Genomic DNA, 14,162 nt, shown 5'->3' on the forward strand with positions numbered 1-14,162 from the left:
ACGCGGAGGCGTAGTTGAGTCGATCCCCCGGCTCGTCAGTTGGCGGCCAGGCGGTCATCGAGGGCGTGATGATGCGTGCTCCGGACGCCTGGGCCGTCGCCGTGCGCCGACCGGATGGCGTGATCGAAGCGCAACGGAACCGCCTCCCACGGCTGTCTGAACGCAACCCGCTTGCCCGCGTGCCGTTCCTGCGAGGGATCTTCGTGCTCATCGAGTCGCTGTCGCTCGGTTTCCGGGCCCTGTCCTGGTCGGCGCAACGCACCGGAGACGACGAAGAGGACATCGGTCGCAACGAGATCTTCTTCACGATGGTGCTCGCGGTCGGCTTCGCCATCGTGTTGTTCATCCTTGCTCCTGCGTTCGCGGCGAACTGGATCAAGGAACTCGTCGGGGGCAACAGTCTCGTGTTCGTGGTTGTCGACGGCACGCTGCGGATCCTCGTCATCGTCCTGTACATCTGGCTCATCGGACGCAGCGACGACATCCAACGCGTCTTCCAATACCACGGCGCCGAGCACAAGACCATCCACGCCTACGAGAACGGCGACCCACTCGACATCGAACCGATACAGCGGTACAGCCCGCGTCATCCCCGCTGCGGAACCTCGTTCATCATCATTGTCGCGATGGTGGCCTTCGTCGTCTTCCTCGCTCTTGCTCCGCTGCCGTTCCTCATCCAGGTTGCTGCACGCATCTTTCTGATTCCGGTGATTGCGGGGATCAGCTACGAAGTGCTCAAAGCCGCTGCGGGTCGTCGATGGCTCGCATGGGCATCCAAGCCCGGCATGTGGATCCAGGCGATCACGACGAAAGAACCAACGCCGGATCAGGTCGAGGTTGCGATCGCCTCCCTTCTCGCAGCGCTCGAGCCGTCGGAGATTGCCGAGGTCGAACAGCGAGGGCCGGTGAACGCCGCTGCCCTTTCCGCCCACTACGACCGTGGAGACGACGATGGATGATCGGTTGGCCGAGCGCCTCGCCGACGCCGAATCGACCTACGACGAAACGATCGAACAGCTCGCAGATCCCGAGATCCTGACAGACCAGAACCGGTACCGGGAGGTGTCGACGCGCCACGCCGAGCTCAAGCCGATCGTGGATGCGTTTCGACGGCATCGAGAGCTCACCGCCGATGTCGAAGAGGCGCGAGAGCTCATCGAAGGCGAAGACGACGCCGACATGACGAACTACCTCAACGACACGATCACCGCAGGAACCGAAGAGCTTGCTTCCATCGAAGCGGAGCTGCGGGGCCTCTTGATCCCCAAGGATCCCGACGACGACAAGGATGTCATCGTCGAGATCCGTGCCGCTGCCGGAGGGGACGAAGCGGCCCTGTGGGCGGGGGACCTGTACCGGATGTACGAACGATTCGCCGAACGCTCCGGGTGGCGGCTCGAACCGATCGATGTGTCGGTTCCCGGCACCGGCGGCATCAAGGAGGCCACCTTTGCGGTGAAGGGGAGGGGTGCGTGGTCACGGCTCAAATACGAGGCGGGTCCGCACCGTGTCCAACGGGTCCCGAAGACCGAGTCCCAAGGGCGGGTGCATACATCCGTTGCGACCGTTGCGGTCCTTCCCGAGGTCGAAGAGGTCGATGTCCAGGTCCTCGACAGTGACCTGATCGTCGAAACGATGCGATCGCAAGGACCCGGGGGGCAGTCGGTCAACACCACAGACTCCGCGGTCCGGATCACCCACACGCCCACCGGAATCGTCGTTTCCTGCCAGGACGAGAAGTCCCAACTCCAGAACAAGCTCAAGGCGATGCGTGTGCTGCGTGCTCGTCTGTACCAGATCGAGCTCGAGGAGCAACAGGGGGAGCGGGCGGCCGCCCGCAGATCCCAGGTCGGGTCCGGTGAACGCTCGGAGAAGATCCGCACCTACAACTTCAAGGAGAACCGGGTCACGGACCATCGGATCGGGCTCACGGTACATTCCCTTCCCGATGTGCTCGACGGTGACCTCGAGGAGGTCCACGAAGCGCTCATCGCGCACGACCTCGCCCAGCGGCTCTCCGAAGGGGAGTAGCGGTGCGGTCGACCACGCTCCTCGCAACGACCCATGGGCTTCCTGTGCACGAAGCCGTCCGGCTCCTTTCCGCGGCGACATCGAAGCCCCGCACGGAGTTGTTGGTCGGCACCGACATCACGAGCGACGAATACTCGGCTTTTACATCGATGGTTCGCCGCAGGATCGATCACGAGCCACTCCAGTACCTCGAGGGATCGGTGCCGTTCGGGCCCGTTGATGTGGTTGTCGATGAGCGTGTCCTCGTTCCAAGACCCGAAACGGAGTATCTCTTCGAGCTGGTGATGCAGCGGTGTGCCGCACTGAATGTGGTCGTGGATCTGTGCACCGGAAGCGGCAATCTGGCCCTTGCTCTCAAGGCCGCGTATCCGGACGCGGCGGTCTATGCGACGGATCTATCTGCTGACGCCGCCGACCTTGCCAGGTCGAACGCCGCGCGCAACGCCCTCGAGGTGACGGTGATGACAGGAGATCTGTTCAACCCCCTTCCTTCACGCCTGAGGGGGAGCGTTGACCTGATCGTCGCCAATCCGCCGTACCTTGCACGCCGCGAACTCGCCGATGTGCCAGCCGATGTGCGCCGAGAACCGGAGATGGCACTCGTCGCTGGACCAGAAGGGGATGAAGTGATCAGGCGAATCGCCGAAGCGGCCGGGGACTGGGTCGCGCCGTGCGGCCTTGTCGCGATCGAGGTCTCGGAGTTCCATGCAGCATCCGTCGCGGAGTACTTCGATGGGGCGACCGTGACCGTGGTACCGGACCTCACCGGTCGTGACCGGTTCGTCCTTGCAGTGTTCCCAAGCGAGTAACTTCTCAACGCACGCGATCCTGGAGGTGCCAATGGATGTGCCGGCAGCAGCACGGGCGCTCAAGCGGGGCGAGATCGTGGGTGTCCCGACCGACACGGTCTACGGCATCGCGGCCGATCCGTTCGATGAGGCGGCGCTTGAACGACTCCACGAACTCAAGGGCCGTGACAACGACAAGCCGATTGCCATCCTCGTGGCGTCGCTCGAGCAGGGTCTCCTGCTCGGTGCGATGTCGGACCGTGCCCTCGACCTCGCCGACAAGCACTGGCCGGGGCCCGTGACACTGGTCGTTCCACGGCTCGACACGGCACCGCCGTGGCTCGGCAACGGAGCAAGGCGGACGATCGCCCTCCGGTGCCCCGACCATCCTGTGGCGCTGGAACTGCTCGAGACCGTTGGTCCGTTGGCGGTGACTTCGGCCAATCGGGCATCTGAGCCTCCGGCCCAAACCGCCGATGAGGCCAAGGCATCGTTCGGGGACGCCATCCTCACCTATCTCCCGGGGGATGCCGGCGGCGGTCTCCCGTCGACGCTCGTCGATCTCACCGCCCCGACCGAGCGGGTGCTCAGACCGGGGCCCGTGACCTTCTAGGCTCGTTCCGATGGCGAAGGCCGGAACCTCTTCTCGCGAAGTCCCTCTCAGGGAGCCTTTGCCGGTGCGCGATTGGTGGCTGGTACTCGGCATGGCGTCGGTCGTCGCGGCGGTGTATTCGGTTCTCTCGCTGTCCCGTTTGTGGCGGTTTGTCGCGCACGCCTTCGACGCCGGTTTCGTTGACAACATCCTCTGGAAGGTCTCGCGCGGGCTCGGTGATGTGTCGGGGCTCACCGGGTTGCATCACTTCGTTGATCACGCGTCGCCGTTGCTTTTTGTCGCCGTTCCGGTGTACTGGGTGGCTCCGGGTGCGGCATACCCCATGCTGCTCGTTGCGCAATCGATCTCGGTGGGTCTTGTAGGGGTTGCGGCGTGGCTGATCGGCCTCGAACTCGGAGTTGACCGTCAGATTCGGATGGCCTTGACCATCTTCGTATTGGCCAATGTCGCGGGGTATTGGGCGGTTGTGACCGAACTACACCTCACCAGTTTCACGGTCGGGTGGTTCGCCCTTTCCATTGCCGGCGCCTTTCGACGGTGGACCCTCCGCTGGTACTGGGTGCTCCCGCTGATCGTGTCCCTCGGCCGGATCGAGCTCGCGCTCGGTGTGGTCATCGCCGGTGTCATGCTTCGGAAGGTATCGCCCCCGCACGCCCGGGTCATGATGCGCACCGGTGCGGTTGTTGCAGCGGTGCTTGCATTGTGGATGGCGGTCGCTCCCTACGACGGCAGTTCCGTTGGGGGGCACTTCGGCTACCTCCATGCCGATGGGTTGGGAGGCTTGGTCTGGGCAATGATCACATCGCCGGTCGAGGTGCTGCGAGTGGTTCTCAATCGAAATCTCTTTGACACGCTGTTGCTGTGGCTCATCATCGTTGGTGTCGTTCTTCCCATCCGTGGCCTCAAGTGGTTTCTGATCGCGGTTCCGATGGCGGCGATTCCGATTCTCGGTGATCACTACACAGCCGACTTCTGGTTCGAGCACTACTGGACTCCGCTGCTCGCAGCGTTGGCCGTTGCCGTCATGGTGACAGCATCGAGGGTCGCATTGGATCGGGTCCTGCTCTTCGGGCTCGCAGGATCAACGCTCATTCTGGGTTGGGCTGTGGCGGGACCGTGGCGTCCCTTAGCACCGACGCCGGTGTGGGAGTATGGTGACCGCGTCGGCGCGGTGGCGACCGTTGACCGTCTCGTCGACTATCAGGGCGTTGTGTCCCTGCCTGACGAGCTCGTTCGGCCACTTGCCCGGCGCGAATGGGTCATGGTGACCCCGATGCCCTTTGCGTGTGACCTTGGCCAGCTGTTCACCTTCGTTGCGACGGCGGGTGTACCCGATGTCGTTGTACTGCATGAGTCCTGGCGAAGTCGAGTCCATCCACGGGATCTGGCGAGAGTCGAGTCGGTCCTTGCAACGAGCTACACCACGATTGCCCTCTATGGGCAGTACGAGGTGCTCGAGCGACGCCCTGGAGCAGATCCGGCGACGGTCGAGCAATGTGACACGGTTCATCCCCAAGATGTGCTGGACTCACTGGAGCCGTATTTGTGACACGCAACTCGTGGCTCGGCATCCTCGTCGGAACCTTGATCTTCACGCTTGCCATGTGGTTCGCGCTGTTGTCGATCACGACCGCCGAAGTTGTCGGGGTTGGCATCCTCGGGATCGGAATCGCCCTCGCCAGCTACGCCGTTGCCGGATTCAGCGGTGTCGACGATCCGCTCGATGTGGGCTTCCGCGCATCGATGTATGCCCTCGTGGTTGGGGGAGTCCTCCTCGTGGTGTACCAGACGGCCGACTCCGAGCTGTTCCTCGTGCTTGCCCCACTGGTCGCCATCGGTGTCGGTGGCGCCAACGCCCTCGCACCCGTTGCGTCGTCGAGCCGGCGTCTCGTGAGGCTCCTTGGCATCATCCCCGTCTGTCTCGTTGCCGGATTCGTCTACAAGGTCGATCCGCTCGTGTATGGCGTGTTCCTTCCATTGACCCCGCTCGTCGGGATCGGCTTCGCGGACCGGCTGTACGACCGCGGCGTTGAGGTGCTCGAGGGCGAACCGCCGAACAATTCGGCAGACAAATGATCCGACCGCATCTCGGTTGGGCGCGCTGAGGGGTCTACTCTCGCTACCGGATCCACACGCTGAGGAACACCCATGACCGATATGACCCCGCTCGCCGAAGCGGACCCGACGCTCGCTGCTCTCATCGCCAAGGACGCCAACCGACAGCGGTCCAACATCCAACTCATCGCTTCGGAGAACTTCGTCTCGCAAGCGATGATGGAAGCATCGGGATCGGTGCTCGCGAACAAGTACTCCGAGGGCTATCCGGGGCGGCGATACTACGAAGGCTGCGAAGTCGTCGACGAGATCGAGTCCCTCGCCATCGAGCGGGCCAAGGCGCTCTTCGGGGCCGACCACGCCAATGTGCAGCCGCATTCGGGTTCCCAGGCGAACATGGCCGCCTACCTCGCGGTCATCGAACCCGGCGACACGATCCTCGGCATGCGGCTCGATCAGGGGGGTCACCTCACGCACGGCTCACCCGTCAACTTCTCGGGCCAGCTCTTCAATGTCGTTGCCTACGGGCTCGACAAGGACACCGAACTCATCGACTTCGACAATGTGCGCGACCTCGCTCTCGAGCATCGCCCGAAGCTGATCGTCACCGGATCCTCGGCCTATTCGCGCACCATCGACTGGGAGAAGTTCCGTACGATCGCCGACGAAGTCGGAGCGATCCTCCTCGCCGACATCGCCCACATCATCGGCTTGATCGCGGGTGGCGCCCATCCGAGCCCCGTTCCCTATGCCGACATCGTCACGGCAACGACCCACAAGGCGCTTCGGGGCCCGCGTGGGGGACTCATCTTGTGCAACGACGAGTACGCGAAGGCCGTCGACAAGGCGGTGTTCCCGTACGCGCAAGGTGGAGCGATCAACCACCAGATCGCTGGCAAGGCGCTCTGTTTCCGGGAGGCAGCACTGCCCGAGTTCGCGACCTACGCACACCAGATCGTTCGCAACGCGTCGGTCCTCGCCGACACCATGGCCGGTCTCGGTGCACGAATCGTGTCGGGGGGAACCGACAACCACATGTTCCTGTCCGATGTGCGGTCAATCGATGAGGAGCTCACCGGCAAGGAAGCGTCGACGCTTCTTGACGAGATGGGCATCACCCTCAATCGCAACTCGATCCCGTTCGATCCGAGATCTGCATTCGTCACATCCGGGATCCGCATCGGAACCCCATCGGTGACAACCGCAGGGATGAAACAGGAGCAGATGGTGACGCTCGGGACGGCGATCGTCGACATCCTCCGCCGACGCGCCGATGCAAACGCGCTCAATCTTCTCCAGTCCCGAGTCGCCGAACTCGCGGCGCAGTTCCCCGCCTACCCGGTCGACTTCAACGGCTATGTGTGACACCGGCGTCGCAATCCGTGAACCGTGAACCGAAAACGGTGAACTGCTCGCAATTGCTACTGCAATCACAAGCACGCCTATCTTTGCGCCGTACAGCGATGTCGTGAGAGCGTTCGTCTTGAACAACACTTCAACTCGGGGTGAACTTGTCCGCGGGTGGTCCGAATCGGGCGACCTGTTTGCTTCGATCGTGACCGGGCTGCTGCTCGGTCTCCTGCTCGACTGGTGGCTCGGAACAGCACCGCTCTTCATCGCCATCTTGTCCGCTGTTGCCGCAATCGGCGGCTTCTACAAGGCGAAGGCCGCCGCGGCTGACAAGATCGATGCCCAAGCCGCCGAAGCGATCCGGATCCGCGATGGACTTTGACGCAGCTGCCGCCGAGGCATACGCCAAACCGTTCCCGGTGTCGGTCGACATTGAGGCCATCACGGCACGCAACATCGTCAAGCGCGCGCTCGTTGTTGGCCCGATCATCATTGCTGGAGCATGGCTGCTCACCGACAGTGTCGGTGCTGTCTCAGCGATGCTCGGCGTGGTGATCGTCGTCGCGAACTTCCTGCTCGCGGGTTGGCTGCTGTCGCAGGCCGCGACGGTCTCGATGCAGACCTACCACATCGCAGCGCTCTTCGGTTTCGTCCTCAGAATGGGTTTCGTGGCACTGTCGATGTTCGCGATCGCGTGGGTTTTCGAGGTCGATCGCCCCGCGATGGGTATCGCCGCGATTGTGGCCTTCCTCGCATTGTTGGTGCTTGAGGCAGTTGCGATGCTGCGGGGAGCGAGAAAGGACCTGGAGTGGAGCTGATACTGGCAAGCGGTGCATGCGACTTTGTGAACGAAGTCATTTGTGCACCGGCAGAAGTCAACGAGCTCTTCGAGTTCCGTGTGCCCATCTGGACGATCGGTGGCTTCCCGATCACCCGAACAGTGGTCCTCATCCTCGCCATCGCCTTGATCGCGAGCGCGTTTCTTTGGTTCGGTCTGCGGAAGAGGTCGGTCATCCCATCGAAGTTCCAAGCCATGACGGAAAGCGCCATCGGCTTCGTCCGCGACGGTATCGCCATCGACATCATCGGGCCCGAGGGTGTCCGCTATGTACCCTGGTTGCTGTCCGTGTTCCTGTTCGTGCTCGTCGGGAACCTCTACGAGGTGACGCCGGGCGTGAACTTTCCCGTGACCTCACGCATGGCCCTTCCCGCGATGCTCGCCGCCGTCACCTGGGTCGTGTTCGTGATCGCGGGCATCAAGCGTCAGGGTTTGCGTTACTTCCTCGGGATCGTGTGGCCAACGAGTGTCCCCGTCGCGTTGCGTCCCCTCGTGGGCCTCATCGAGTTCTTCTCGATCCTCGTCATCCGGCCTCTGACGCTTGCGGTCCGGCTCTTCGCCAACATGGTCGCCGGACACCTGATGCTGACACTTCTGCTCGTCTCGGGCTGGGTGTTCATCTCGAATGTGGGGGAGATCGGCGCGAAGGCAGGTATCGGGATCGCATGGTTCATCATGGGTCTCGGGATCTTCGTCTTCGAGATCGTCGTGATCACCCTCCAGGCCTACATCTTCACCCTCTTGTCCGCCGTATATGTGCAGACATCCCTTTACCCAGACCACTAACGAAAGCAAGGAAGGACCAGTCACATGGATTTCGCATCCGCAGATGCACTCGCAGGGGCACTCAAGCTCGTCGGGTACGGCCTCGCGGCGATCGGACCGGGTATCGGTATCGGCATCGTTGCGGGTTCAGCCATTGAAGCGATGGCCCGTCAACCCGAAGCAGCCGGTGTCGCAAGAACCACGATGTTCCTCGGCATCGCCTTCACCGAGGCGCTCGCGCTCATCGGGTTCGTTCTCTTCTTCATCGCTTAGGAGCCGTACATGTACGCATGGAACCTGATCCTCGCCACGGCTGAGCCAGTTCCCATCTCGGCTGAGACCGCAACGGAGTCCGGCGGTATCGACCTGTTGCTGCCAGCACCCGAGGAGCTGATTGCGGGGATCATCGCGTTTGCGATCATCTTCTTCGTGGTGTGGAAGTTCGCCCTCCCGTCCCTGAAAAAGACCCTCCAAGCCCGTCAGGACGCCATCAAGGATGAGCTGACCGCGGCGGAACGGGCCAAGGAGGAAGCTGCCTCGCTGCTCGAGGACTATCGCCAGCAGGTTGCAGGAGCCAAGGAGGAAGCGGCCCAGATCGTCGCTGAGGCGCGCGACGCCGGTGAGGCGGTCAAGGCCGACATCGTGGCCCGCGCAGAAGCGGAGGCCCAGTCGATCAAGGCCCGCGCCGCCGACGAGGTGGCCGCCGACCGCGCACGGGTCGCTGAGGAGCTCAGACGCCAAGTCGCCGATCTGTCGATCAATGTCGCCGAGCGGGTCGTGGCATCGGGGATGGATGAGGCGAGACAGCGTGAACTCGTCGATCGCTACATCGAAGAGCTCGGCGGGGTTCGGTAGCCAATGACGACAGGTACGCCACAAGCACGCGTTGACCGCTATGCGGCCGCTTTGGTCGAGATCGCCCGAGCCGAGGACAACCCGGCCGAGGTGCTCGACGAGCTGTACGCGGCAGCGATGGGGTTGAGTGGCCATGCCGAGCTGATCGACACGCTCGCCGATCCTCGCATCCCAGGGGAACGCAAGCAGGGCATCGTCGATGATGTCCTCGGTGGTCGTGCGGCACCGGTTACGGTCGCAGCGATGGCCTTTGTCGTCGCCGCGGGCCAAGCCAAACATCTCGCAGACATCGCCGGACGCCTCGCAGACATCGCAGCCGATGCCGAGGGCGAAGTCGTCGCCGAGGTCCGATCCGCGTTCCCGCTCGACGCTGCCCAGGTCGAGCGGCTGGGAGCGGCGATCGCGTCAGCAACCGGCAGAAAGATCCAGGTCAAGGTCGTTGTGGACCCATCCGTCATCGGCGGTGTGGTCACCAAGGTCGGAGACACCGTGCTCGACGGGTCGGTGCAACACCGATTCACCGAGCTTCGAGAGCAATGGGGTTGAGAGACGATGGCTGAACTCATGTTCGACACCGGAGACATCACCAAAGCGCTCCGAGCAAATCTCGAGGGTTGGTCGCCCTCGCTGGAAGCCGAGACGATCGGCTATGTCCTTTCGGTCGGTGACGGTGTCGCTCGTGTGGCGGGCCTCCCAGGCGCCATGGCATCGGAACTCCTCGAGTTCCCCGGAGGGCTCTTGGGTGTTGCCCTGAACCTCGATGAGGACTCGATCGGTGCGGTCATCATGGGTGACGCCTCAGGCATCGAAGAAGGCGACGAAGTGCGGTCCACCGGTCGCGTCCTGTCCGTCCCGGTCGGTGACGCCTTGCTGGGCCGGGTGGTCGACCCGCTCGGTCTACCCATCGACGGGAAAGGCGACCTGAACACGATCGAGCGCCGCTTCCTCGAAACGCAGGCGCCGACGGTCGTCGAGCGCCAACCTGTCTTCGAGCCGCTCCAGACCGGTATCAAGGCGATCGACTCGATGACCCCCATCGGTCGTGGCCAGCGTCAGCTGATCATCGGCGACCGCCAGACCGGCAAGACGGCGATCGTTGTCGACACGATCCTTGCCCAGAAGGGCCTCGGGGTGAAGTGCATCTATGTCGCGATCGGGCAGAAGAACTCGACTGTTGCCGAGGTGGTCGATGTCCTCACCGAAGCCGGCGCGATGGACTACACCGTGGTCGTCAACGCGTCGGCTGGCGACTCTGCCGCCCTCCAGATGTACGCACCGTATGCAGGGTCTGCGATCGGCCAGCATTGGATGTACAAGGGTGAACACGCCCTCGTGATCTTCGACGATCTCACCAAGCAGGCGGTCGCGTACCGCGAGATCTCGCTGCTGTTGCGCCGTCCCCCCGGTCGTGAGGCGTATCCCGGCGATGTGTTCTACCTCCACAGCCGCCTGCTGGAACGCTGCGCCAAGCTCTCGGACGAACTCGGTGGCGGTTCGATGACCGGTCTGCCGATCATCGAGACGAAAGCAAACGATGTTTCGGCGTATATCCCGACGAATGTGATTTCGATCACCGACGGACAGATCTTCCTCGAAACCGATCTCTTCTTCTCCGGCATCCGGCCTGCGATAAACGCGGGTATCTCGGTGTCCCGTGTCGGCGGGGCCGCTCAGGTCAAAGCGATGCGCAAGGTCGCTGGCCCGCTCCGCTTGAACCTCGCCCAGTTCCGTGAGCTGGAGGCGTTCGCCGAGTTCGGCTCCGAACTCGACGCGACTTCGCTTGCCCAGCTCGACCGTGGACGACGCGTCGTCGAAGTCCTCAAGCAGGGTCAGTATGCACCGGTCCCCGTCGAAGAGCAGGTACTGGTGCTGTACGCGGTCACCGAGGGCTACATGGACGACATCGACCCGAGCGAGGTTCGGAGCTTCGAGGCCGGACTGCGCGAGTTTGCCCGTTCCCGGTACGGCTCGGTGCTGGCATCGATCGCAGACACAGGCGAGCTTCCCGCGGAGGAGCTCGGTTCGCTCATCGACGCCTACAAGGCGTCGGCAGGTTCGGAGGGATAGCGAACCGTGGCATCAGCCGAAGTCCGTCAGATCCGCCGGAGGATCAAGAGCGTCGAATCGACGATGAAGATCACCCGCGCCATGGAGCTGATCGCCACGGCACGGATCGGGAAAGCTCAGCAGCGGGTGGCGCGGTCAAAGCCGTACACCGACAAGATGAACGAGGTCATCCGCAACATCGGCGCAGCGACCGGATCCTTGTCACACCCACTCCTCGACAAGCGTGAAGTGCAAAGAGTCGGCGTCCTCGTCGTCACTTCTGACCGGGGGCTTGCCGGTGGGTACAACTCGTCGGTCATCAGGCTCGCGGAGCATGCGGTTGCCGCTCATCAGGCGGCAGGGACGAATGTTCGTCTCTACACGGTCGGGGCGAAGGCCCTCGCCTACTTCCGGTACCGGAAACATCAGGTGAGCCATCAGTGGCTTGCCGTGACCGACACGCCCACCTACGCGGATGCACGGTCGGTAGCCAACATCGTGCTCGATGAGTATGCATCGAATCGGGTGGACGCCGTCGAAGCGTATACGACCGAGTATGTGTCGGCGTTGACCCAGATCGCCGAGATGTGGCCGGTGCTCCCGATCGAGCCCCCCGAATCCGAGGACGGCGCCACCATGCAGCCCGTCGGGTACGAGTTCGAGCCCTCCGCCGAAGAGATCCTCGGCCGCCTGCTGCCGCGATATCTCGAAGGCACCATGTTCGGGATGCTCCTCGAGGCATCCGCTTCCGAGCACGCGGCTCGCCGGAGGGCGATGAAGGCCGCGACGGAGAACGCCGAGGAGCTGACCCGCCTGCTGACCCGGGAGGCGAATCAGGCGCGTCAGGCAGAGATCACAACAGAGATCAGCGAGATCGTCGGCGGCGCCGAGGCGCTGTCCCGCGGTTGAGAAGACGGAGAGCACCACATGAGCGTCACAACACTCGCCCCCGGCCGAATCGTCAAGGTGGCCGGTCCGGTCGTCGATGTCGAATTCCCATCGAACGCATTGCCCGAGATCAACTATGCGCTCGAAGTCGACATCGAAGTCGAGGGGGACAAGTCAACGGTGCTGTGCGAGGTCGCTCAGCAGCTCGGTGACGACAAGGTGAGGGCCGTCGCGCTCGCTCCAACCGACGGCGTCGTTCGCGGCGCCGAGGTGCGCAACACGGGCGGCCCGATCTCGGTACCGGTTGGGGACCAGACCCTCGGGCACATCTTCAATGTGTGGGGAGCGGCGCTCGACGCCCCTGACATCACCTTTGACGGGGAACGCTGGCCGATCCACCGCGACCCGCCGGCGTTCGAGGATGTGGAGCCGCAGAAGAAGGTGTTCGAAACCGGTATCAAGGTCGTGGACCTGATCTCACCGTATCTCGAAGGTGGCAAGATCGGCCTGTTCGGGGGTGCCGGTGTCGGTAAGACGGTGCTGATCCAGGAGATGATCAACCGGGTCGCGACACAACACGGGGGTGTGTCCGTGTTCGCCGGTGTGGGGGAGCGGACCCGTGAGGGGAACGACCTGTTCCTCGAGATGACCGAATCGGGCGTCATCGACAAGGCGGCGCTTGTGTTCGGGCAGATGGATGAGCCGCCCGGTGTGCGGTTGCGGGTCGCCCTGTCGGCGTTGACGATGGCCGAGTACTTCCGTGATGTCCAGCAGCAGGATGTGTTGCTGTTCATCGACAACATCTTCCGTTTCACCCAGGCAGGATCCGAGGTGTCGACCCTGTTGGGCCGGATGCCGTCCGCTGTTGGGTATCAGCCGACGCTGTCGTCGGAGATGGGTGCACTCCAGGAGCGGATCACCTCGTTGCGCGGCAGGTCGATCACCTCGCTCCAGGCGATCTATGTGCCAGCTGACGACATCACCGACCCCGCGCCACACACGGCGTTTGCGCACCTCGATGCAACGACGGTGCTTTCCCGGCCGTTGACGGCGCTTGGTATCTACCCGGCTGTCGACCCGCTCGACTCGAACTCGCGGGCGCTCGATCCCCAGATCGTCGGTGACGAGCACTACGCGGTCGCCACGCAGGTCCAGCTGGTGTTGCAGCGGTTCAACGACCTGCAGGACATCATCGCGATTCTCGGTATGGATGAGCTGTCCGAGGAGGACAAGCTGATCGTGAACCGGGCTCGCAGGATCAGGAACTTCCTGTCCCAGCCGATGTTCGTGGCCGAGCAGTTCACGGGCCAGGCCGGCGTGTTCACGCCGTTGGAGGAGACGATCGCGTCGTTCAAGGCGTTGCTCGAAGGCGAACTCGATCATCTCCCTGAGCAGGCGTTCTACATGGTTGGCGGAGCCGAAGAAGCGATGGCGAAGGCCAAGAAGCTTGAGGCGAGTGTCTGATGGCCCGCTCGTTCCAGGTCGACATTGTCACCCCCGAGGCAGTTGTCTGGTCCGGCGAAGCCGAGCTGGTCACGGCCCGCACCACCGAAGGCGATATCGGCGTGCTCGCCGACCACCAGCCGACGATGGCCGCCCTTTCGACCGGCGCGGTCAAGGTGGTGCACGGGAACGGTGTCACGATGGCGGGTATCCACGGCGGATTCCTCCAGATCTACCGGAATCAGGTGACCCTCCTCACCGACAACGCCGAGCTCACCGAGGGTTCCGTCGAGGACGCCCGCAGGGCAGCGGTCCAACTCCGCGAGGCGGAGCAAGGAAACGACGGATAGCTGATCGTCGCAAACCGCTGCAGGTCGGGGGCGAGCGGTAGGCTTCCCGCATGCTGGACATCGGCGATGGGGCCGGTCGAGCCTCGAGACGCGACTGGCGAGTCTCGGCATGATCCACCGATCCAAAAGCCTCCTCTCGG

At 63.3% G+C, this 14,162-nt stretch carries 17 protein-coding genes; all 17 read left to right on the plus strand.

The window, feature by feature from the left end:
- Positions 1–14 precede the first annotated feature (14 nt).
- Complete coding sequence (locus R2823_05645; protein ID MEZ5175670.1) at positions 15–959, plus strand: DUF1385 domain-containing protein; 945 nt, start codon at positions 15–17, stop codon at positions 957–959.
- Entirely contained in the window at positions 952–2,031 is a 1,080-nt protein-coding gene (gene prfA, locus R2823_05650; protein ID MEZ5175671.1) for a peptide chain release factor 1, read from the plus strand. Before R2823_05645 ends, prfA begins: the two co-directional genes overlap by 8 nt.
- Positions 2,032–2,033: 2 nt before the next feature.
- The gene (gene prmC / locus R2823_05655; GenBank protein ID MEZ5175672.1) at positions 2,034–2,840 is read left to right on the plus strand and encodes a peptide chain release factor N(5)-glutamine methyltransferase; all 807 of its coding nucleotides are present in this window, start codon (positions 2,034–2,036) and stop codon (positions 2,838–2,840) included.
- Positions 2,841–2,871: 31 nt separating this feature from the next.
- A complete protein-coding gene (locus R2823_05660; GenBank protein MEZ5175673.1) occupies positions 2,872–3,432 on the plus strand; it encodes an L-threonylcarbamoyladenylate synthase in 561 nt (186 codons plus the stop codon).
- Positions 3,433–3,496: 64 nt separating this feature from the next.
- A complete protein-coding gene (locus R2823_05665; GenBank protein MEZ5175674.1) occupies positions 3,497–4,981 on the plus strand; it encodes a DUF2079 domain-containing protein in 1,485 nt (494 codons plus the stop codon).
- A complete protein-coding gene (locus tag R2823_05670; protein ID MEZ5175675.1) occupies positions 4,978–5,508 on the plus strand; it encodes a hypothetical protein in 531 nt (176 codons plus the stop codon). Before R2823_05665 ends, R2823_05670 begins: the two co-directional genes overlap by 4 nt.
- A 72-nt stretch (positions 5,509–5,580) precedes the next feature.
- Positions 5,581–6,852: a serine hydroxymethyltransferase gene (gene glyA, locus R2823_05675; protein MEZ5175676.1), complete on the plus strand. Its 1,272-nt coding sequence runs from the start codon at positions 5,581–5,583 to the stop codon at positions 6,850–6,852.
- A gap of 103 nt (positions 6,853–6,955) precedes the next feature.
- Positions 6,956–7,219: an AtpZ/AtpI family protein gene (locus tag R2823_05680; protein ID MEZ5175677.1), complete on the plus strand. Its 264-nt coding sequence runs from the start codon at positions 6,956–6,958 to the stop codon at positions 7,217–7,219.
- Positions 7,209–7,655: a hypothetical protein gene (locus R2823_05685; GenBank protein ID MEZ5175678.1), complete on the plus strand. Its 447-nt coding sequence runs from the start codon at positions 7,209–7,211 to the stop codon at positions 7,653–7,655. The genes R2823_05680 and R2823_05685 overlap by 11 nt, the downstream gene beginning before the upstream one ends.
- Positions 7,646–8,461, plus strand: a complete 816-nt coding sequence (atpB, locus tag R2823_05690; GenBank protein MEZ5175679.1) for a F0F1 ATP synthase subunit A — start codon at positions 7,646–7,648, stop codon at positions 8,459–8,461. Before R2823_05685 ends, atpB begins: the two co-directional genes overlap by 10 nt.
- A 24-nt stretch (positions 8,462–8,485) precedes the next feature.
- Positions 8,486–8,713, plus strand: a complete 228-nt coding sequence (gene atpE / locus R2823_05695; protein ID MEZ5175680.1) for an ATP synthase F0 subunit C — start codon at positions 8,486–8,488, stop codon at positions 8,711–8,713.
- Positions 8,714–8,722: 9 nt separating this feature from the next.
- Positions 8,723–9,295, plus strand: coding sequence for a F0F1 ATP synthase subunit B (gene atpF, locus R2823_05700; protein MEZ5175681.1), 573 nt, complete (start codon positions 8,723–8,725; stop codon positions 9,293–9,295).
- A 3-nt stretch (positions 9,296–9,298) separates the two neighbouring features.
- Positions 9,299–9,841: an ATP synthase F1 subunit delta gene (gene atpH, locus R2823_05705; protein MEZ5175682.1), complete on the plus strand. Its 543-nt coding sequence runs from the start codon at positions 9,299–9,301 to the stop codon at positions 9,839–9,841.
- A gap of 6 nt (positions 9,842–9,847) precedes the next feature.
- Complete coding sequence (gene atpA, locus R2823_05710; GenBank protein ID MEZ5175683.1) at positions 9,848–11,362, plus strand: F0F1 ATP synthase subunit alpha; 1,515 nt, start codon at positions 9,848–9,850, stop codon at positions 11,360–11,362.
- Between the two features lie 6 nt (positions 11,363–11,368).
- Complete coding sequence (locus R2823_05715) at positions 11,369–12,250, plus strand: F0F1 ATP synthase subunit gamma (GenBank protein MEZ5175684.1); 882 nt, start codon at positions 11,369–11,371, stop codon at positions 12,248–12,250.
- Positions 12,251–12,268: 18 nt separating this feature from the next.
- A complete protein-coding gene (gene atpD, locus R2823_05720) occupies positions 12,269–13,693 on the plus strand; it encodes a F0F1 ATP synthase subunit beta (protein ID MEZ5175685.1) in 1,425 nt (474 codons plus the stop codon).
- Positions 13,693–14,022: a F0F1 ATP synthase subunit epsilon gene (locus R2823_05725; protein MEZ5175686.1), complete on the plus strand. Its 330-nt coding sequence runs from the start codon at positions 13,693–13,695 to the stop codon at positions 14,020–14,022. Before atpD ends, R2823_05725 begins: the two co-directional genes overlap by 1 nt.
- The last annotated feature ends 140 nt before the right edge of the window (positions 14,023–14,162 follow it).

This window comes from Acidimicrobiia bacterium, assembly GCA_041393965.1.
Classification (GTDB): domain Bacteria; phylum Actinomycetota; class Acidimicrobiia; order Spongiisociales; family UBA5794; genus UBA5794.